This window comes from Actinophytocola sediminis (assembly GCF_054779715.1).
In genome coordinates, this window is record NZ_BAAGXS010000104.1 from 42,985 (window position 1) to 62,419 (window position 19,435).

Genomic DNA, 19,435 nt, shown 5'->3' on the forward strand with positions numbered 1-19,435 from the left:
GTCCCCGCGTCCCCCACGCGAGGGACGCCTGGCGTTACCCGGGTTTCCTGACCAGCAGCTGGCCACCGTGGAACTGCCGCTCGTCGGGCAACGGCTCCCGCCGCAGCCGGCCGACCTCGACGAAACCGGCCTGGCCCAACAGGTCCATCAGGGTGTCGGGCGACCACCGGTAGGCGAGGGTGACCTTGTGGTCGAACTCCGTCGGCCGGGGATCGTCACCGGCGAAGAACCCGAGCAGCAGGTGGCCGCCCGGCGCGAGCACCCGCTGGAACTCGGCGAACACCACCGGCAGGTCCGCCGGCGGGAGGTGGATGATCGAGTAGTGCGCGAGCACCCCGCCGAGCATGCCGTCCTCGAGGTCCAGCGCGCGCATCGTGCCCTGGTCGAACCGCAGGTCCGGGTGCGCCTGGCGGGCGATGGCGATCATCTCGGGGGACAGGTCGATGCCGAAGGCGGGCCGCCCGAGCGCGTTCAGGTGTGCGGTCAGATGTCCCGGGCCACAGCCGATGTCGGCGACCGGGCCGGCGTCGTGCTGCCCGACCAGGTCGGCGAACGCCGCCAGCAGCGCGCGTTCCAGCGGCATGGAGTCGAGGATGCCGCTGAACATCTCGGCGTACAGGCTGGCGACGGCGTCGTAGGCCGCTCCGGTGTCCGGTGTGGTGGAGGATTGGGTCACGGCGGCGACCATACCGCTGCCGGCGGGTCGGCCAGACCCGCGTAGCGGTGCGCGACGCCGCCGGGGAGCAGGTACTCGGTCAGCGGGTTGCCGGTGCGCCGGGACGGCAACCCCATGTCGTGCATGAGCTCGTCCGCGCAGTGGATGTCGTAGGGGCCGAAGTCGTAGCCACCGGTGCCCGGCAGCACCCGCTCCTGCCAGGCTAGGCGAGTGTCGATGGCCGCCAGCATCTCCCGCTCGCCGGGGTCGGCGCGCAGGGTCCCCAGGAAGTGTCTGGCCAGCCAGTGCGCGGTGAGCTCGACACCCATGATGTTGTTGAAGATCTGCCGGAAACCGACGAACCCCAACCGGTCGACGCCGGGTGCCACGATGCCCCGGTAGAGCCGCAGCCGCCCGGCGGAGTCGTGCACCCGCACCGAGGAGTCCAGGAACGGGAAGACCCGGCGGTGCCCGGTGGCGAACACGACGACCTCGGCGGCCACCTGCTCACCACTGGCCAGGCGGAGCCCGGTGTCGGTGTAGGCCTCGATCGCGTCGACCTTGACGGTGGCCTCGCCTCGGCGAACGGCCCGCACATAGCCGCGCGGCATGACGCCGGCGTGGGCCAGGTGGAAGGGCAGCGGCCGCGCCGGCCGTAACCGCCTTGGCAGCCGGTAGAACCCGGTGGAGATCAGCATGTCGCGGGTGATCAGCCACCACAGCGCGCGTTTGACCCGATCGTCGACGCGGTCGATCGGCCGGACACACGCCGGATCGTGGTAGCGGGGGAGCAGCGCCTCACCGAGCCGGGAGAACAGGATCCACTTGTAGCCGACCAGACCGAGCAGCAGCCGTTCCGGGATCATCCAGTTCACCCCGCGCTGCACGAGCGTGGCCGAGCTCGCCTCCCTGGCGGCCCGGGTGACCAGGTCCAGCGCGGACTTGCCGCCACCCACCACGACCACCCGTCTGCCGGCCAGCGACCCGGCCCGCACCTCGTTGGAGTGCAGCACGGTGCCGCCGAACGCCGCCCGCCCCGGCAGGTCCGGCAGCTGGACATGGTGATGCGCCCCGCTGGCGATGGCGACGTAGTCGAAGGTGTCGTGCCGGACCTGGTCGCCCCCGACCGGCCGGGACTCGACCGACCAGCCGGCCGCGCCGACCCGCCCGGGCCCGTCCACGGGGCGCACCGACACCACCTCGGTGCTCGGCCGGAGGCGGTCCAGCACGCCGAAGGCGCGGGCGTAGTCCTCCAGGTAGCGCTGGCTGTCCGGCGCGCTGGCGAAGTGCAACCGGTTGGGCAGGTCGGCGAACTCGAAGAGGCGGCGGGCGGCCTGGTTGGCCAGCCCGTCGTAGCACCCCCTCGGCGACCAGGTCCCGCCGACCCGCTCGTACTTGTCGAAGACCGTGACGTCGAAACCGCTGCGCAGCAACACCTTGGCGGTCACGATGCCCGCCGGCCCGGCCCCGATCACACCCGCTCGCACGGTCACCTCCTGCGCGCCGACCCCCTCATCATGCCCCGCCGACCCGCGAACCGGCGAGCGCCGGTTCGCGGGCGGGCCGTCGGCGCGGTACTGGACCGTCCCTTCCGGACTGTCCACACAGGGTCAGACCACGGCGCGGTCGACTGGGCCGTTCGGCCGCGGCCCGCCCCGGTGTGCGGCCAAACGGCGGTGTCCTCGGGCGTCGAGTCCGGACTACTCTGGTCGTCCGCTGGACCGGGGGGATTCATTTTCCATGAATTCAAGAGGACGTTTGTTCTCTTCTGCGCGCGCGTTTCGCGGGCACTGCCGAAATTCCGGTTCGGCCGATCACAGGTGTATTTACCGGAGGTCATGCTTAATGAACGTACGAAGAACGTTGGTGTTGCTCGCCACGACGGCGGCCGCCATGACCATGGGTAGCCAGGCGCTGGCCGCGCCCGCGGGCCCGGCCGAGCCGGATCGCGGCGAGCGGCGCACGGTCGACCTCGACCTGTCCGCCGCGGGCGAGGCCCGCGCGGCCGCCGCGGACGGCTCGCTGTTCACCCCGACCTCGCCGGTGCGGGTGCTGGACACCCGCTCGGGTATCGGCCTGCCGTCGCCGGGCGCGGTTCCCCCGCGCGGCACGGTGACCCTCGACCTGTCCACCCGGGTGCCGGCCGGCACGTGGGCGGTCGTGCTCAACCTGACCGGGGTGGCGCCGACCAGCTCCTCGTTCGTGACGGTGTGGCCGTCGGAGGAAGCCCAGCCGACCGTGTCGAACCTGAACCTCGCGGCCAACGAGATCCGGGCCAACGCGGTGACCGTCGCACTCGGCCCGAGTCGCACGCTGAACCTGTACAACCACAACGGCACCATCAACCTGGTCGCCGACCTGGCCGGCTACTACGCGCCGGAGGGTCAGGCGCTGTACAACGCCCACGGCCCGGCGCGTGTGCTGGACACCAGGAACGGCCGCGGCCCGATCCCCGCCGGTGGCAGCATCGTCGTGGACACCAGCACGCTGGTGCCCTCCACCGGGGTGAAGGCGCTCACGCTCAACCTGACCGTGGTGAACCCGACCGCGACCACGTTCCTCACCGCGTACCCGACCAACGTCGCCCGGCCGAACGCGTCGAGCATCAACGCCACTCGTGGCAGGGTGACGGCCAACCAGGTGACCGTCGCGGTTGGGGCGGACAAGGACATCCGGCTGTACAACAACAGCGGCAGCGCGCACGTGATCGTCGACGTCGTCGGCAACTACGACACCGGCTTCGGCGACGCGTTCTACCCGGTCAACCCGACGCGGCTGGTGGACACCCGCGCGGACGGCGGCGGCCCGCTGCAGGGTGGTTTCTACTACCCGTGGGCCATCGCCGAGGACCCGGAGTCGCCGGACGCGACCATCTCCGCCATGGTGATGAACGTGACCGGCACGGGCGGCACCGCCGCCACGTACCTGACGCTGTTCCCGAGCGGGTCGCCGGTGCCCAGCGCGTCGACGATCAACCTGTCCATCGGGCAGAGCGCGTCGAACCTGGCGACCACGAGCCTGGGGTGGGACTCCGATGACATCGGGCCCTACTACGGGTTCAACGTGTACAACCACGCCGGCCGGATCCACGTGATCCTGGACTGGGCGGGCTTCTTCGCCCCACCGGTGCTCTGAGGTGACGCCGGGTGTCCTGGAGCGGTCGGCCAGGACACCCGGCTCTCGGGCTCAGCCGTCGTAGGTCGCCTGCCTGACGGCGAACACGTTGCGGTTGCCGGCCCCTTCCTGCAGGGTCCACAGCATGTCGGCCTCGGTCTCGTCCTCCCAGTAGGAGATGCTCTCGCCGTAGCTGACCCAGGAGTAGGTCGTCGGCCCGGCGGCCGGCGTCCAGTAGTAGAGCTGTTTGGCGCCCGAGGAGTAGTACCACCAGCGCCCGTTGTGCGACGCCACCCCGTTGAGCTTGTACCAGGGCAGTTGCAGTGCCTGGCTGGCCGTGGTCGACGCGGCGAAGGTGGTCGCGCCCGCGGCGAACGGGTAGCGGATCGCCCGTGGCGCGCGGTTGGGGTAGGACGTGCAGCCGGACTGGCAGGTGTACTCGGTCATCACCATCGACTTGCTCGCCCGGTCGAGGGAGATCGTCGACCACGCGAGCTTGGTGCCCGACGTGGTGTTCGAGGTGATCGTGCCGACCTGGGGCAGCACGTAGGCGTAGTTGTGCGCGTAGTAGGTGCCGTTGGGCTGGCGGCCGATCTGGTCGGCGCCGCCCCCGGTGTTGGTCCTGAGGATCTTGCGCATGTCGAAGACCCGCATGCCCCGGCCGGTGTCCGCGACGTAGAGGTAGTGGCCGTACCAGGAGACACCGCCAGCGTGGATCGGGATGTCCCTGAAGTCGGGCGTGGCCGCGGTCCCGGTGGGCTCGACGAGCAGGATCTTGCGGTACTTGTTGGGATAGGTCGCGTCCCAGTCGACCAGGGTGATCCGGCTGCGCTCCTGGCTGCCGCCGCAGGCGTCCCTGGTGTACCAGCTGACCAGCACGAGCTGGTGGCCGTCGTAGTTGCCGCTGTCGGCCGTGCCGACCGCGTCGCGGCTGGTCGTGATGCCCTGCGGGTAGCTCTTGCAGTCGGAGTTGTCCGCGCTGTCGAACCGGAAACCGCCGACCAGGCCGCCGATCGAGAACGACGACGGCAGCGATGTCCTGGTGTGGTTCGCGTTGTCCATCACCGTGTGCACGGCGGCGGTGCCCAGTGTCGAGATCAGTGCCGAGTTGACGGCGTCGAACTGGTTGTAGTTCGCGCTGAGCGTGTATTCGCTGGTGGGTAGTGGTGTTGGCCCGGCAGCGGCGTGCGCGACGCTGGCCGAGCCGGGAGCGGCGAGCAGACCGGCGACGAGGGCACCGGTCGCGAGCGCACCGGCGGTGAGACGGCGGCGTACTGACATGGACGACCCCTTGGTCGGAAAATAACACGTTCCACTTCATGGTAGTGAAGAGGTGGCCGTCCGATCAACACCGACGTGCGCCCCCGCCGCGCCCTGAAATACCGGCCGGTTGGGCGCTGGCTGAAATCTAATTCGGAAATTCCCGAAAACCGGACAGAAAAATACTGCCTCCGGCGGTGCGGTCGATATCATTGGCCGGAAGCGTAACGATGGACAAACCGGATGCGACCTGACGACCGAACGGTTCAGGCGGAGGGGACGTCGTGGCGGATGGTGGTGTGCTCGCGATCTGGCGCCGGTTCCGGTCCGGCGGGTGGCGCCAGGTCGTGGTCGTCGCGCTCATCGCCGGCTGGCTGGCGGCCATCGGCTGGTTGGTCCGGCCCGCGTTCGTCACCTCCCAGGACACCCGGGACGCGCGCGACGTCTTCTGCCTGCAGCCAACGGAACGTGGCGCGCTGGCCGACGCCGCCGTCGCGCTTGGGGTGGCCAGGTCGGGCAGCGCGGCGGACCAGATCCTCGTCGGCGACGCCTCGGTGCCGATCCTGCGGTGGCGTGACCAGTGGCCGGACGACTTCGTCGCCGCCTGCGACGCGTTGTCAGCGGTCCGCGGCAAGTCCACCGTTCCAGGAGAAGGGGTGAACACCGTCGTCCTGCCGTTGTTCAGCGTCGTGCTCACCTCGGCGTTGGCCTTCGCCGCCACCCGGTGGCAGCACCGGGCCACCCGTGGGCAGGCCGACGCCGGGGAACTGCGCGCGGCGGTCACCGCCTACGGCCACGCCGCCAACGCGCTGCTCGACAGCAGGCTCTCCTTTCCCGCCGACGAGCCGACCACCGACCTGGACGCGGCTCGCGCCACGCTCGTCGGCCGACTCAACGGGATCGTCGGGCGGAAACAGGCCTGGACCGCCGTGCGGGAGGTGCTGACCAAGCTGCGGGACGGCGAGTTGGGCACGTCTCTGGACGCCGACCTGCAGGCGCTGCGGGACACGGCCACCCGCCAGCAGCGGATCACCGAACTGCGCGCCCAGGTCCGGGAGGTCGCCGAGATCGGTTTCCTCGTGGCCGACGCGCTCGCCGAGCCGGGCACCGCCGACCGGCGGCTGATCAGGGACGGGTCGTCGTGAGCGCGCCATCGGAGAAGATCAACCCGTTCCTCATCCCCGGGCGGGAGCACGCGCCGAGGAGCGCGTTGCGCCCGTGGCGGGATTCGACGCACAAGGATCTCTACGTCAAGGTCGACAACTACGGGCCGGCCTTCGACCACTTCCAGGACCAGTTCACGAAACCGGACGCGCTCAAGGAGAGTTCCCGGCTGGTGCTCGTCGCCGGGGAGTCCGGCTGCGGGAAGTCCGCGTTGCGCAACCACTGCGCGTTCTGGCTCAACCAACAGTTGCCCGAGCACGGCCTCACGGGCGAGGTCATCGACCTGACCCGCGAGATCGACTTCACCAACCGGGAAAACCAGATCATCGACAACAACAAGCGGATCGCGCACGTCTGCAACCAGCTCGTGCCGAAGCTGGCGCAGGAGAATCTCATCGACTCCGTGGCCAGGGACGAGCTGCTGAACGCCAAAGCGCCCAGCCAGGTCTACGCGGACCTGGCGGTCGCGCTGGACCGCAAGTGCGGGCCCGACGTCGTGTTGATCCTCCTGCTGCCGGCGGCCGACCACCATGGTGAGGTCGAGCAGTATGCCGGCATGCGCGGTGCCCGTGTGGTGTTCTTCGCCGAGTTGGCCTATGCCCGCGCCTTCCAGTTCGGCTCCGTCGGCGGCGGCAACGATGACGAGGCGCCCCCGGTGGTGATGACGGTCGGCACGCTGAGTGCTGAGGACATCGAGTTGTTCATCGACACCCGCTACGAGCAGCGGGCGGACGACGGCGTGTTCCCCCGTTTGGACGACGCCGTCCGGCAGCGACTGATGTCCACCGAGAGAATGTCCGTCGCGATGTTGCAGGAAATGCTGGCCGGCTTGTACAGCCATGTCCGCACGGTCTCCGCCGAGTATTCGAACGAGACGACGATCGGCTTGCTCGAGCTCGGCGACTACACCTACCACAAGACTCTTGGCCTGATGGGATGAGGCAATGACCGGAAATGGCGGCCGGTACGCTGGCAACCCGTTCTCGCCACTCGCCGTGGCCATCACCACGGACACGCTGTCGGCGGACCCCTCGATCGCGACCGGCGCGGTGCTCAGGGCCGAGATGCTGCTGCGGGAGTACCTCGCGGCGAAGACGCTCGTCGGCGCGGGCAACGTGCTCGCGGTGTCCGGGGAGCACGGCACCGGCAAGACCCACCTCGGCATGCGGCTGGTCCGGGTCGCGCTGGCGGCGGACCCACCGGCCAGCGCGATGTACCTCGACGTCGCCTCCGACCAGTTCACCGGGCTGTACCGCCGGTTCATCAAACAGCTCGGCCGCGACGGCGTGCGCGCGCGGGTCAACGACTTCTACGCCGACGTGGTCGCCGACTCGCTGGCCACCGGCATGACCATGGACATCGCCGAGCTGGTGCGGGACCGCAAGGTCGACCCGGACAAGGTGGTCGGCGGCTACCAGATGATGGAGAGCGCGCTGCTGCGCCAGGTCACCGAACGCCTGGTCGAGGAACTGAAGAGCATCACCGACAACGAGATCTACGGCACCGCGCTCACCCTGCTGCTGCGCCCCGGCTACGACGACGCGGTCTGGGACTGGCTCAACGGCAGCGCGCCGCACGCGGCGCTGGTGGAACGCGGGATCAACAACCGGATCGACGACGAGGTCTCCGCACTCGACGCGATGGGCGTGTTCGCGCTGCTGCACGGGCGCAAGGGCAGACGGTTCGTCCTGGTCGTCGACGAGATCGACAAGATCCTGACCGGCCGGACCATCGAGGCCCCGGTCAGCAAGGCGCTGCAACGCCTGCTGCAGGTGTTCCAACAGACCGGCGCCTTCCTCGTGCTCAGCGGCCTGCCCGAGTTCCGGCGCGCGCTCGACGAGGACGTCCATGAACGTCTCGGCGCGACCATCCTGATGCCGCCGCTGACCCCGGCCGACGTCGTCGACTTCATCGACCTGGCCCAGCGCAACGAGGCCGACCTGCCGACCGTCGAGTTCCAGACCGCCGCCATCGAGCGGATGGTGCGGCTGGTCAACGGCAACCCCAGGCAGATCATCAAGCTCTGTCACGCCATGTACCGCACGGCCGTCGAGCAGCGGCGGTCGGTGGACACCGTGCTGGTGGAGGAGGAGGTGCGCGGCCAGACCGAGAACGTGACCATCGAGGAGGTGTCCGACGCCGTCCGCGACCTGCTCGACCGGGCCAACATCCCCTTCCTCCGCAACCGCCACTTCGGCATCCGCGACTCCCGCGCGGACTTCTGGATCGAGACCGGTGCCGACTCCGGCTTCGCGATCCTGGTGGTGGACTCGGTGTTCACCGGCACCCAGACCGACCAGGTCGCCCGGCTGACCGCGGTGCGCTCGGTGCGCTCGACGGTCGAGGTGGTGCTGGTGGCGGCCAACGTCCTCGATCCGGACGCCGCCGCCGCGTTGGGCACCTACCTGGTCGACCCGCCGATGCTCTACGACCGGCGGTCGTTCGCCAGGACCCTCCAGCCGACGCTGCGCTCGCTGAGCAGGCGGTTCGCCGACCTCGGCGGGACCGACGCGCTGGCCGGGATCCGGGAGTGGCTGGTGCGCATCGACATGGACAACTCCACCACCCACCAGATGGTCGACCGGCTCGGCCGTGAGGTGGACCGGCTCAACGAGGACACCGCGGCCCAGCTGTCGACCCTGCGGGAGCGGGTGAACATCGTCAACCTGACCACCGCGGCCGACCCGGCCCGCGAGCGGACCGAACGCGGCTTCCCCGCCTCGGCGGCGCAGCTGTTCCGCGACGCGCTCGCCACCCTCGACCGGCTAGGCCATCCCGACGCGCTGTTCGACCAGGTCATCGGGCGGGCCGAGGACACAAGCGACCACTACCGCCGGGTCACCCAGATGCTCAACCGGCTGGCCGCCGCCGGCGTGTACGAGGCCGCCGGCACGATGTCGTTGCTGCGTCGCTGGATCGTGTCGTTCTCCAACGCGGCCGCCGGCTGGTACGTGCTCGAGGGCCACGAGGCGCGCGAACCCGGTTCGGCCCGCAGCCGGTTCGACGCGCTGTGCCGGACCTATGAGCGGGTGGCCGAGACCATGCCGCTCGGGCGGATCGCGCCGCTGGTCCGGTTGGTCGCCGACGGGGACACCCAGGGCTCGGTCGGCCGGATCGGCGACCAGCTGATCGCGCAGCGGGTCACCGAGTTCACCGAGCAGTTCCGGGCTCTTGGCGTGCGGGTACGGAGCGCGGTGTTGGCTGAGCTGTCGCGGCCGTGACCGCCCCGGCCGCCGCCGGTATGGGCGGTTGGTCCAGTTCCGCCCGCAGCTCCAGCCGGTTCACCAGCGCGTCGCCGGCACCGTAGAGCACGTTGGTCACCACGATCGCCAGCGCGATGACCGCGACCGCGCCCGGGAAATCGGGCTCCAGCACCAGCGCGAGCACGATCGCGGTCAGCCCGTTCTGCTGGCTGAACGCCAGGTAGAGCCGGTCGAACCGATCCCGGCCCCGCGACAGCAGCCACCCGGTCAGCAGCTGCGCGACGTAGGCGGCGACGCCGAGCACCACGCCCTTGCCGATCAGCCCCACGGTGATCAGGTCGGCGGTCCCGGCGAGCACCAACCCGAGCGCGGCCGTGGCGACCAGCAGCGCGCCGAACACGACGCCTGCCGCCGTGCGCCGCCACACCGCGTACGGCCGGAAGAACAGTCCGACCAGCGCGATCCCGAGCAGCAGCGACTGGGTCACCCCGAACGCCGCGTAGCCAAGCGCGAGCACGGCCACCACGACCTGCCCCGCCCTGGCCACGAACCCGCCGCCGGCCAGCCACGCCGACAGGCCGGTCTGCCGCGCGACCAACCACACCCCGAACGCGGCCCCCGCGAACAGGAAGTTCAGTGCCACGTCGGCGAGGAACGTGGTCTCCGGCGAGGCCGGGCCGGCGTCGACGCCGCCCAGCCGCAACGCGAACGTCGACAGGTACACGGTGAGCAACACGGTCACCGGGTCGTCGAACGCGGCCCACGCGTTGAGCACCGCGCGCGCCGACTCGGACATCCGGCGGCGCCGGGTCGCCGCGGCGACCGCGAGCGGGTCGATCTGGGCCACCGCGACCCCGAGCACGATGCTGGCCGGTTCGGGGAACAGCACCAGCATGACCGCGGCGATGAACACGACCTTGGCCAGCACCCCCAGCGTGAGCGCGAGCAGGACGGTCCGGCGGTTGCGCCACAGCTCGGGGAAGTCGATGTCGCGCGTGCTCCCGTACAGGCCGACGGCCAGCAGCGACAGGATGACGAAGTGGTAGGCCGGGGTCAGGTAGACGTCGTCGACCCGCAGCGCACTGCCGGCGAGCCAGCTGGCAGCCAGCACCGCGAGCAGTAACGCGCCTCTGCCGAGGGCCATTCGGCGTCCCCAAGTCCGATATCCGTGGCCGTAATTCTAGCGACCACGCCCCACGACAAAAAGCTCCGTTCGCCCCATTTCCACTCACTCGGCGGGGTGGAGTTTTCCGCATTCCTCGGCGAGTTCGGCCATGCGTAGATCCGTCTGCCGCACGCGCGTCTGGTTCAGGGTCACGCCGACCAGGTAGGTGCGGCTGGTGACCCGGAAGTAGTACACCGCACCCTGTTCGACGTCGAGCACCACCCGCTTGAGCGGTCCCCGCAGCATGCGCGCGCTGACCCTGGCCAGCCGGGAGCGGATCTCGGCCAACTGCCCACCGAGTTCCCGGTAGAACCCGCGTCGATATCTCGGGGTGACCGGCCCGGCGAAGAACAGGGCGAGCGTGCTGTGGTCGAAGATGTCGGCGAGGAACACGATCTCGTCGTCGACACAGCAGGCGACCAGGTGCAGGCCGTGGGGGTTGAGCGCGGCCAGACACGCCTGCTCGACCGTCGCCGGGATGGTGTCGTGGTGGGGGTCGGTGCGCGCGTCGATGTGCGCGTCGATGTGCGGCTCGATCCGGCGGCTGTCCTCGGTCGGCGTCGGCGTCGGCGCCGTGTCCGTCTCGTACCCGCCGACGTTCTGGCTCTGCAGGCCGACGTGCGTGCGCAGGCTCCTGACCAGGTCGGCCAGCGAGCGGTCGACGCTGTTCGACTCGTCGATGTAGTCGTGGGCCTCGGTGTAGCTGACCCCGACGACGAACTGGGCACGCACCACCGGGTCGCAGACGATCTCCGCGTCGTCGGTGCGCAGCACCGTGCGGATCAGCGCGCCGGTCTGTGCCTGGCGCAACCGGTCGTCGAGCGTCTCGAACTCCCCGCACAGCTGCCGGCCGAGCCGTTGCAGCCCCGGTCGCGCCGCGGTCACGGCGTGCCGTGGTGCGCGGTTCTCGTCCTCGAGGACGTCGAGGGTGAAGTCCAGGACCCGGTCGGTGTAGTACGCGAGGTGGTGCAGGTCGACCGTCCGCGCCATGGCGCTCTCGCAGACGTGCAACAGGGTCTGTTCCCGTTGGTCGTCGAGGTGGCCGCCGAGCTGTGCCGTGATGTCCGGAATCCGGCCTCCGGTCTCCGTCATGTCGGCCCCCTTGATTCGCTCGCACACTCGTTCATGGCATCGAGATGTCGAGGTCGATGGTGCGCACCGCGTCGGGGTCCCCGCCCTGGCCGAGATGGCCTGCGTTCGCCGAGGCGATGTCGCGGTAGTAGTGGCGGCCGGGCAGGAACTCCGCGCACGCCCGCGCGGCGTCGGCGGCGGCCGCGCGCCCGTCCTCCTGCCGGCCGGCGGCCGACAGCACCACGGCGTGGTTCACCTGCGCCGCCACGGTCAGCGGATGCGCCGGGCCGAGGTGCTCGTCGAGCACGTGCAGGGCCCGCGCACTCGGGTCGAGCCCGGCGCGCGGCTGGCCGGCGGCCATCAGCGCCACCGCCAGCATCGCCTGGCAGATCGCCGCGTCCGGGTGGCCCTCGGTGACGCCGGGCAGGCCGGCCAGCACCTCGAGGCACTCGGTGGTGGCGGTGACCGCGTAGTCGGCGTCGTCGACCGCGCGGTGCGCGTTGGCGTAGCTGAGCTTGCACGCGACGACCTGGAGGTGCTCGTCGCCGAACTCGTCGCGCAGCGCGACCAGCGCCTCGCCGTTGCGGCCCTTGGCCATCGTGGCGTCCCGCTCGGGTGCGAGCCGTTCGCTGATCGACCGCTGCCAGGTGACCACCGGGATGGCCAGCGGTATCGCCGGTCTGCTCGCCGACGCCAGCTCGTGTGCCCTGGTGAAGGTGGCGATGGAGTCGTTGAACAGGCCCATGGCCCGCTGGTAGACGCCGAGGTTGGCCAGCGAGTGCCAGTTGCGCGGCTCGTCCCGGCCGAACAGCCGGTCGCGCCGCGCGCAGTGCGCCTCGCCCTCCGCGTGGGCGGTGGCCAGGTCGCCGGCGTGGTAGCGGGACGTGGCGAGGTTGTTCTCGGCGGCGAGGGTGTGCGGGTGGTCCTCGCCGAACGCGGCCCGCAGCCCGTCGAGGGTCGCGATGTCCTCGTCCATCGCGTCCTCCAGCCGGCCCAGCCCGCGCAGGTCGGCGGCCATCCCGCGCGCGGTCAGCAGCGACCGGTAGTGGGCGCGGCCCTGGTGTCTGCGCTGCATGTTCAGCGCCCTGGTGCTCAGGTCGAGGGCGGTCTGGAACTGGCCGAGCGCGCGGTAGAGGTTGCCAAGGTGGCTGGCGAGCATGGACACGTACGGGTCGCGCTCGGAGTGCGCGGCCAGCCACCGGTCGTAGAGCTGCTGGGCCGGGCCGACCGCGACCTGCCAGACGTCCGGTTCGCTGGTGCGGAAGAGATACCTGGTCTGGTTGACCAGCCACTGGCGGACCTCGGGGTCGTCGCTGTCCAGCGCGCCGGTCGACATGACGTGCCGGTTCAGCTCGGCGTACCGGCTCATCGCGATCGGCTGGTCCTCCTCCTGCTCGGTCGGCGCGTAGTTGGCCAGTGCCCGCAGCACGTGTTCGCGCAGGCGCGGGGCGAACCCATCGGACAGCGAGTCCTCGAGTGCCCACCGGACGACTCGGTGCATGGCCAGCGTCGGCGTGCGCCCCCAGTCGACCCGGAACAGCCCGATCCGCGCGCCGTGGGCGAGCAGGATGTCGATCTCGGCGGCGTCCATCGTGAGTGGCGCGGCGTCCTGGCCGCCCACCCTGATCAGCTCCCGGCGGACCGCCTTGGACCGCAACAGCGTCAGGCGGGCGCCGTCTGGCGACAACAGCGCGCAGAACTGGGCGAGCAGGAGGGTCATCCGGCCGGTGGCGTCGAGGCTGAGGCTCCTGGCCACGACCGCGAGCACCCTGGCGACCGCGTTGGTCTCCGGCGGCAGCGTGGCGAGCTCGTCGAGGTAGTCGGTGACCACCTTGTGCGCCTCGGTCGTCGTGCTCTCCGGGTCCACCTCGCCGGTGCGGATCGCCTCGGTCAGCCAGGCGGCCGACAGGTCCATCGCGAGCGGGCTGTAGCCGACCGCGGCGGCGACCCGGTCGAGCACGGTGGTGTCGGTGAGCTGCGGCAGCCTGCCGGCGAGCAGCGCGGCGTAGTCGTCGACGGCCAGCGGCGGCACCGGGAAGTTCCCGTCGCGCGAGGAGGTGATGATCACGTGGCAGCGGCCGGGCGGCGGCAGCAGGTCGTGATAGCTGTCCGGGTCGTCGCCGTCGTCGAACACCAGCAGCCAGCGCGTGCTGACCAGGTCGGACCCGAGCAGCGCGAGCGGGCCGGGCACGTCCCCGTCGGTATGTCTGCGCAACTCACGGCCGAGTCCGATGATGGCGGCGAGCACGGCCTCCCGGTCGTGCGCGGAGATCCACCAGACGACGGCGTAGGCGTTGGCGTACCGGCTGGCGTACTCGCGGGCCAGCGCGGTCTTGCCGACGCCGGGGGCGCCGGTCAGCCGTACCGGGGAGCCGTCGCCGTGGAGCAGCCGGTCGCGCAACTGCTCGAGCTCGGCGCTCCGCCCGATGTGCGGGGTGTGCACCGGTGGGAGGTACACCAGGTCGGGTGGCTCGTCCGGGTGCCGCACGGTCAGCGGCGGGGCGTCCTCGCCCGCCGGGCGCAGCCCGAAGTACGCGTGCAGCCTGGCGACCGCGACCGACGCCTCCAGCCCGGCGAGCACCAGCGTCGGCGTGTCCGCCGGTGCTGGCGCCGACTCGCCAACGACGACCTGGGTGACCGACATCGCGCGTTCGGCCGCCTGCTCGTCGGTGGTTCCGGTGCCGACCAACACCAGTTCCGGGGGTGGCGAGTCGGCCAGCCAGGCCGCGTCCGCGCGCAGCGTGCCGACCTCCGCGCCGGTGGCCCGCAGGTGTTCGGTGATCCAGTCGGCCCACAGGCGGGCGGCCGGCGCGCTGTCGAGCAGGAACCGCGGCGGCGCCGCGTCGGCGAACCCGGTCGCGCGCCGGTAGCGGGTGAGCACCGCCGCCGGCAGGTCCCCGAGGCCGGTCACCGCGCCGAAGGTGACCGCGTTGGCGAGCGCGGCGTAGGCGTCCACCACGCCCGGCACGTCCAGGAACAGGGCGAGCACCGGCGTCGAGGTGGTGAGGTCGGGCAGCGGCAGCACCGTGCCCGACCTCGGGTTGTTCGCCAGCAGGTCGGCGAAGTGCCGGTTCAGGTCGGTGGCGGACGGTTCGTCGAGTTCGGTGCCGAGGTTCACCGGGACGACCTGGATGCCGCCGGGGGCCAGGCGGTGCAGCGACCGGCCGATGCGGTCGGCCTCGCGCACCGTCGCCGCCCGGTGGGAGAAGCACACGAGCGTGACGTCGCACATCTTGGCGATCGTGTTGAAGATCGCCTTGGTCTGCTCGTCGGACTGCTCGCGCAGCGACGGCGCGTTGATCAGCACGTAGTCGTAGGACGAGTGCGTGAACGCCTCCCGCAGCCGGTCGGCGTCGCCTCGGCCGGCCGTGGCCAACCACTGGCGCGGGGCACGTTCCGCGCGCGGCAGCGTGTGCACGTCGATGACCCGGCGCGCGCCGGGCAGCGCGAACCGGTCGACGGTGGCGTCCGCGGGTGAGGTCCAGCTGAAGGTGGTGGCGTACTCGCGTTCCAGTTTCGCGCCGGTCAGCTCGCGCAGCTCGGTCGGTTCGGCGGCGAACGGCGCGAGATAGTCGGCCACCCGGTAAACGGCTTCCGGCAGGTCCAGAACCCGGACCGACCGGTCATTGCTGGCCAACAGGCAGGCCAGGTTCGCAATGGCGCCCGCCCGGTCGACGGCGTCGTCCGCGGACACGACCGCGACCAGGATCGCCTGTCGTCGCTGCTCGGCTGGAGCGCTTTGTTGACTGGTCATCACTACTTCAGGTCGTCGGTGGGCGGCAGATGATTACGCGGGTCGGGGTCACGTTTTCACAGCGAGTCCTGGAACATCGCGAACAGCTGGGTCTCGGAATCGGGGGCGAGCAGCACCCGGTGGAGCGCCGAGCGCAACACGTTGTCCGGTAAGGCCGCCAGCTGGTCCAGCGACAGGTCGAGGACGTCGACAAGATCGGACTCGATTTCCCGGGGATGGTCCACCTGGTCGCCTCCGACAGAATATCGTCACTCCTCGTGGCGATGTATCTAGGTATCATATCAACTTGGACGCCACCAAGACCCAGGACGGTCCCGCGCAGGCCCTTTCTTGTCATTTATTTGTCCACTCGATGTACGGCCGTGGTATGCCCACGGTCCGGGTGCGGAGGTTCGATCATGGACACAGCCCGCGAGTGGGCTGCACAGCCGTTCCGGCAGTTCGTGCTGAAGATCCACAGCCGGTGCAATTTGGCCTGCGATTACTGTTATGTGTACACAATGGCGGACCAGAGTTGGCGTACTCGGCCGCGCGTGCTTTCCGCCGAGCTTCGCGAACGGGCCGCCTGGCGAATCGCCGAGCACGCGCACCGCCACGGCCTGACCGAGGTCCGGATCGTGCTCCACGGCGGTGAGCCGTTGCTGGCCGGCGCCACCGCCATCGCCGACTGCGTGCACACCATCCGGGACGCGCTCGGCCAGCGGGTCCGCGCGCTGATCACCGTGCAGACCAACGGCACCCTGTTGACCGAACGGCGCCTGCGCCCGCTGGCGGAGCTGGGCGTGCGGTTCAGCGTCAGCCTCGACGGCGTCCGGGAGAGCCAGGACCGCAGGCGCGACCACCGGGGTCGCGGCAGCCACGATCTCGTGCTCGCCGGGCTGCGCCGGCTGCGGGAGCCGGACCTGCGCGCGCACTACGCCGGCATCCTCGCCACGATCGACCTCGCCGCCGACCCGGTGCGGACCTACGAGGCCCTGGTCGCCCAGGCGCCGCCGACGGTGGATTTCCTGCTGCCGCACGGAAACTGGAGCACGCCGCCGCCGGGCCGGGTGCCCGGCGACCCCGCGACCCCCTACGGCGACTGGCTGATCGCGGTGTTCGACCGCTGGTACGGCGCCCCGGTGCGGGAGACCTCGGTGCGCTCGTTCGAGGAGATCATCCACGGCCTGTTCGGCGGCACGCCTCGGGTCGAGGGACTCGGCCTGGCCGCGCCGGCCATGGTCGTGGTGGAGACCGACGGCGCGATCGAGCTGTCGGACAACCTGCGCTCGACCTATCCCGGCGCGGCCAGCACCGGTCTGGACGTGCGGCGGCACTCCTTCGACGAGGCGCTGGCGCTGCCCGCGCTGCGCGCACAGCGACTGGGGGAGCGGGGGTTGCCGGCCGCCTGCCGGGGCTGCGCGGTGCGCCGGGTGTGCGGGGGCGGCCTGCGCGCGCACCGGTATGTGGCGGGCGCCGGCTTCGACCACCCGTCGGTGTACTGCGCGGACCTGATCCGGCTGATCCGCCACGTCCGCGGCGTGCTGACCCGCGAGGTCGCCGCCCTACGCGCGGTCGGTGCCCGATGAGGGACCTTTCCCGAATCCGGCTGACCGAACGGGAGTTCGCCGCGTTGGCCGCCGGCGGCGGCGACCCGGAGATCGTGGCGCGGTTGCGGTCGGCCAACCGCAACCGGACGTTGCTGGCCGTCGCCTTCATCGCCACCGAGACCGCACGCGGCGGCCATCGGGACGCGGCGGTCGTCGCGCGGGCCTACCGGGTGCTGGCCGATGCCCACGCGGCGGCGCCGGGCGCGGTCTGGCGGGTGCTCGACGAGCCGGAGGTGGTGTTGTGGGCGATGGGCGCGGCGCGGGAACTGGTGCACGGCGGTGACCGCTGCCCGCCGGCGCTACTGGCGAACGTGGCGGCGGCCGCGGCCGTGCGGGCCGGCGTGCCAGCGGACCTGACCACGACCGAGGCGCCGCTGTCGCTACCGTCCCTTGGCACCGTGACCGTCGGCGCCCGCCAGGTCCGCCTCCGCCAGGACGGCGACGGCACCCTGGTACGTGCCGGCGGGCCGGCGGTGCGCATCCCCGGGGACGTCCACGCGCGGGCCACCGGCTGGTCGCCGCTGACGACCGCGCGGTTCGGGCCGAGCACGGTGACCCTCGACCAGTGGCGGCTGACCGCGCCACCCGCGCCGTTCGACACCGAGCTGACCCGGTCGCCCGACGAGCGGTCGTGGAGCCGGGTACTGACCGCCGCGGCCGACCTGCTCGCTCGTCACGGCGTGGCCGAGCCGATCCTGGCCGGGGTGCGCACGATCACCCCGCTGCGGGGGTCGAGGGCCAGACCGGCGGGCGCGACGCTGTCCGACGCGTTCGGGTGTGTGCTGCTGTCGCTGCCCCGCGGCGCGCGGGCGGCCGGACTGGCGTTGGTGCACGAGTTCCAACACGCGAAGCTGACGGTCGTGACCGACCTGTTCCCGTTACTGGAACCCGGTGCCGGACAACGACTCTACGTACCGTGGCGAACGGATCCCCGGCCACTGCTCGGATCGCTGCACGGCGCGTACGCGTTCGTCGGTGTGGTCGGCTTCTGGGCCCGCCAGCGGCTGCTCGACACCGAGTCGGCAGCGGTCCGCGAGGCCGAAGTGGAGTTCGCCAGATGGCTCGCGGCGACCAGGGAGACCGTCGAGGCGCTGGCCGCGCGCCCCGAGCTGACCGCGTACGGCCGGACGTTCGTCGCGGGCATGGGCGACACGCTGGCCGGCTGGTCGGCCGAGACGGTGTCCCCGGCGGCCCGCGCCGAGGCCGACCACCAACGCCTGGCACACCGCGACCGCTGGTCGTCCACAGGCTAGCGTGTGCGCCGTGAGCAAGCCGATCCGCGGAGGTGCTGGTGCGTAACGCCGAACTGAACAAGCTCGACGGGCTGGTTGGCGAGTGGACAGTGACGCTGACGAACGCGTGGTTCCTGGACCCGCCCGAGTTCGAGGTTCCCGGCAAGGCCACGATCGAATGGCTCGGCGACGCGTGTCTGGTCTGGCGGATGAGCCTTGGCAACGAGGACTCCGACATGACCTGGGTGATCGGCCGCACCGACGCGCGCGACCGGTACGTCATGCTGTACCACGACGAACGCGGCGTGTGCCGGGTGTTCGGTGTGTCGTTCGTGGACGGTCACTGGGAGATGGTGCGCGAGGACCCGGACATGCACCAGCGGTTCATCGGCGACCTCGACGGTGACCGGATCACCGCCCGCACCGAGATGTCCGACGACCAGGGAGTGACGTGGCGCAAGGACTTCGACCTGTTCTTCGAGCGGGTCAAGCCCTAGACGGGTCCACTGTAGACACTCAGGTCAGCTGGCACCCGCGCCGTCGACCACGAGGACCTGTCCGTTGACGTTGGTGTTCTCCAACAGGAGTAGCCGGACAATCGGAACGACATCCTCAGGCGTGGTCAGCCGGCCCGTCGGCGTGCGGCGCACGATCTGCTCGAGCTGCGCCTGGCCGAGCACCGCGGACATCTCCGCGGCGAAGAACCCCGGGGCGACCGCGTTCGCCAGCACTCGTCCGCCGAGCTCTCTGGCCAGCGCCCGGATCGTCCAGCCAGGCCGAGTCGAGCGTGACCCGCACCGCCGCACCGCCCTGGTGCGTAACCAACTCGTACGTCACGCCGTAGGACGTCGTGTACTCACCGATGTTCCCGTTGAACACCGAGTCGATCATGAAGCCGCGCGGGATCCTCGCCCGCACAGCATCTTTGGTGAAACCCGAGTGCTGATGGCCGACGGCACCACAGAGCTGATCCAGGACATCGAGGTCGGCGACCCAGGTCCAGGCAACCGACCCAGAAACCGGAGAAGGCGGAGCGCGCACGGTCATCGCCGTGTGGGAACATCAGGATACCGTCCTCGACCTAGTCACCGAGGACGGCGCTACCGTCACCACCACCGATGATCACCCCTACTGGAATTCCACCGATCGAAGATGGCAGCGCGCCGATGAATTAGACAGCGGTGATCTTCTTAGACCATGTCTCACGTGGATTTGACGATCTTGCGGT

15 protein-coding genes are annotated in these 19,435 nt (G+C 70.7%); 7 read left to right on the forward strand and 8 right to left on the reverse strand.

The genetic code is table 11. The annotated features are described in order from the left end of the window. Positions 1-34: 34 nt before the first annotated feature. Together ACYVIP_RS43480 and ACYVIP_RS43485 are read right to left on the reverse strand one after the other, a co-directional pair. On the reverse strand, positions 35-688 hold the full coding sequence (locus ACYVIP_RS43480) for a class I SAM-dependent methyltransferase (protein WP_460406985.1): 654 nt from the start codon (positions 686-688) through the stop codon (positions 35-37). Beyond that, positions 673-2,142 (reverse strand): flavin-containing monooxygenase, encoded by a 1,470-nt coding sequence (locus ACYVIP_RS43485; RefSeq protein WP_460406986.1) that lies wholly within the window; start codon positions 2,140-2,142, stop codon positions 673-675. Before ACYVIP_RS43485 ends, ACYVIP_RS43480 begins: the two co-directional genes overlap by 16 nt. 358 nt (positions 2,143-2,500) lie before the next feature. Between ACYVIP_RS43485 and ACYVIP_RS43490 the strand changes: the two genes are divergently transcribed. After that, positions 2,501-3,790, forward strand: a complete 1,290-nt coding sequence (locus tag ACYVIP_RS43490; RefSeq protein WP_460406987.1) for a hypothetical protein — start codon at positions 2,501-2,503, stop codon at positions 3,788-3,790. Between the two features lie 51 nt (positions 3,791-3,841). Here ACYVIP_RS43490 and ACYVIP_RS43495 read toward each other — a convergent pair whose 3' ends face one another. After that, positions 3,842-5,050, reverse strand: a complete 1,209-nt coding sequence (locus ACYVIP_RS43495; RefSeq protein ID WP_460406988.1) for a hypothetical protein — start codon at positions 5,048-5,050, stop codon at positions 3,842-3,844. A 263-nt stretch (positions 5,051-5,313) separates the two neighbouring features. Between ACYVIP_RS43495 and ACYVIP_RS43500 the strand changes: the two genes are divergently transcribed. Genes ACYVIP_RS43500 through ACYVIP_RS43510 form a run of 3 tightly spaced genes read left to right on the forward strand, consistent with a single transcriptional unit; the run spans position 5,314 to position 9,414 of the window. After that, positions 5,314-6,174, forward strand: coding sequence for a hypothetical protein (locus ACYVIP_RS43500; protein ID WP_460406989.1), 861 nt, complete (start codon positions 5,314-5,316; stop codon positions 6,172-6,174). Next, the gene (locus ACYVIP_RS43505) at positions 6,171-7,133 is read left to right on the forward strand and encodes a hypothetical protein (protein WP_460406990.1); all 963 of its coding nucleotides are present in this window, start codon (positions 6,171-6,173) and stop codon (positions 7,131-7,133) included. Before ACYVIP_RS43500 ends, ACYVIP_RS43505 begins: the two co-directional genes overlap by 4 nt. Positions 7,134-7,137: 4 nt before the next feature. Then, positions 7,138-9,414, forward strand: coding sequence for a hypothetical protein (locus ACYVIP_RS43510; protein WP_460406991.1), 2,277 nt, complete (start codon positions 7,138-7,140; stop codon positions 9,412-9,414). Here the strand turns inward: ACYVIP_RS43510 and ACYVIP_RS43515 are convergent. The 4 genes from ACYVIP_RS43515 to fxsA all read right to left on the reverse strand — a co-directional run bounded on the left by ACYVIP_RS43515 (position 9,344) and on the right by fxsA (position 15,610). After that, positions 9,344-10,540 carry a cation:proton antiporter gene (locus ACYVIP_RS43515; protein ID WP_460406992.1) on the reverse strand — a complete coding sequence of 399 codons (1,197 nt, stop codon included), beginning with the start codon at positions 10,538-10,540 and terminating at the stop codon, positions 9,344-9,346. The genes ACYVIP_RS43510 and ACYVIP_RS43515 overlap by 71 nt on opposite strands. A gap of 84 nt (positions 10,541-10,624) precedes the next feature. Next, positions 10,625-11,653, reverse strand: a complete 1,029-nt coding sequence (locus ACYVIP_RS43520) for a hypothetical protein (RefSeq protein ID WP_460406993.1) — start codon at positions 11,651-11,653, stop codon at positions 10,625-10,627. A 31-nt stretch (positions 11,654-11,684) separates the two neighbouring features. Then, positions 11,685-15,386, reverse strand: coding sequence for an FxSxx-COOH system tetratricopeptide repeat protein (gene fxsT / locus ACYVIP_RS43525; protein ID WP_460406994.1), 3,702 nt, complete (start codon positions 15,384-15,386; stop codon positions 11,685-11,687). Positions 15,387-15,442: 56 nt separating this feature from the next. Next, positions 15,443-15,610 carry an FxSxx-COOH cyclophane-containing RiPP peptide gene (gene fxsA, locus ACYVIP_RS43530; protein ID WP_460406995.1) on the reverse strand — a complete coding sequence of 56 codons (168 nt, stop codon included), beginning with the start codon at positions 15,608-15,610 and terminating at the stop codon, positions 15,443-15,445. Positions 15,611-15,784: 174 nt separating this feature from the next. Here fxsA and ACYVIP_RS43535 point away from each other — a divergent pair, with 174 nt between their 5' ends. The 3 genes from ACYVIP_RS43535 to ACYVIP_RS43545 are packed head-to-tail and all read left to right on the forward strand — an operon-like array spanning position 15,785 to position 18,704. After that, positions 15,785-16,954 carry an FxsB family cyclophane-forming radical SAM/SPASM peptide maturase gene (locus ACYVIP_RS43535; RefSeq protein ID WP_460406996.1) on the forward strand — a complete coding sequence of 390 codons (1,170 nt, stop codon included), beginning with the start codon at positions 15,785-15,787 and terminating at the stop codon, positions 16,952-16,954. Beyond that, positions 16,951-18,228, forward strand: a complete 1,278-nt coding sequence (locus ACYVIP_RS43540) for an aKG-HExxH-type peptide beta-hydroxylase (protein WP_460406997.1) — start codon at positions 16,951-16,953, stop codon at positions 18,226-18,228. Before ACYVIP_RS43535 ends, ACYVIP_RS43540 begins: the two co-directional genes overlap by 4 nt. 38 nt (positions 18,229-18,266) lie before the next feature. Continuing rightward, entirely contained in the window at positions 18,267-18,704 is a 438-nt protein-coding gene (locus tag ACYVIP_RS43545) for a hypothetical protein (RefSeq protein ID WP_460406998.1), read from the forward strand. Positions 18,705-18,728: 24 nt separating this feature from the next. On the opposite strand, the gene ACYVIP_RS43550 is transcribed toward ACYVIP_RS43545, so the two are convergent. Further along, positions 18,729-19,013 (reverse strand): SDR family oxidoreductase, encoded by a 285-nt coding sequence (locus ACYVIP_RS43550; protein ID WP_460406999.1) that lies wholly within the window; start codon positions 19,011-19,013, stop codon positions 18,729-18,731. Positions 19,014-19,435 lie beyond the last annotated feature (422 nt).

What these genes read in the sequence shown, in the direction of transcription:
- ACYVIP_RS43480 (WP_460406985.1), bottom strand. Translation starts at nt 688, where the DNA reads ATGGTCGCCGCCGTGACCCAATCCTCCACCACACCGGACACCGGAGCG.
- ACYVIP_RS43490 (WP_460406987.1), top strand. Translation starts at nt 2,501, where the DNA reads ATGAACGTACGAAGAACGTTGGTGTTGCTCGCCACGACGGCGGCCGCC.
- ACYVIP_RS43495 (WP_460406988.1), bottom strand. Translation starts at nt 5,050, where the DNA reads ATGTCAGTACGCCGCCGTCTCACCGCCGGTGCGCTCGCGACCGGTGCC.
- ACYVIP_RS43510 (WP_460406991.1), top strand. Translation starts at nt 7,138, where the DNA reads ATGACCGGAAATGGCGGCCGGTACGCTGGCAACCCGTTCTCGCCACTC.
- ACYVIP_RS43515 (WP_460406992.1), bottom strand. Translation starts at nt 10,540, where the DNA reads ATGGCCCTCGGCAGAGGCGCGTTACTGCTCGCGGTGCTGGCTGCCAGC.
- ACYVIP_RS43520 (WP_460406993.1), bottom strand. Translation starts at nt 11,653, where the DNA reads ATGACGGAGACCGGAGGCCGGATTCCGGACATCACGGCACAGCTCGGC.
- fxsT (WP_460406994.1), bottom strand. Translation starts at nt 15,386, where the DNA reads ATGACCAGTCAACAAAGCGCTCCAGCCGAGCAGCGACGACAGGCGATC.
- ACYVIP_RS43535 (WP_460406996.1), top strand. Translation starts at nt 15,785, where the DNA reads ATGGACACAGCCCGCGAGTGGGCTGCACAGCCGTTCCGGCAGTTCGTG.
- ACYVIP_RS43540 (WP_460406997.1), top strand. Translation starts at nt 16,951, where the DNA reads ATGAGGGACCTTTCCCGAATCCGGCTGACCGAACGGGAGTTCGCCGCG.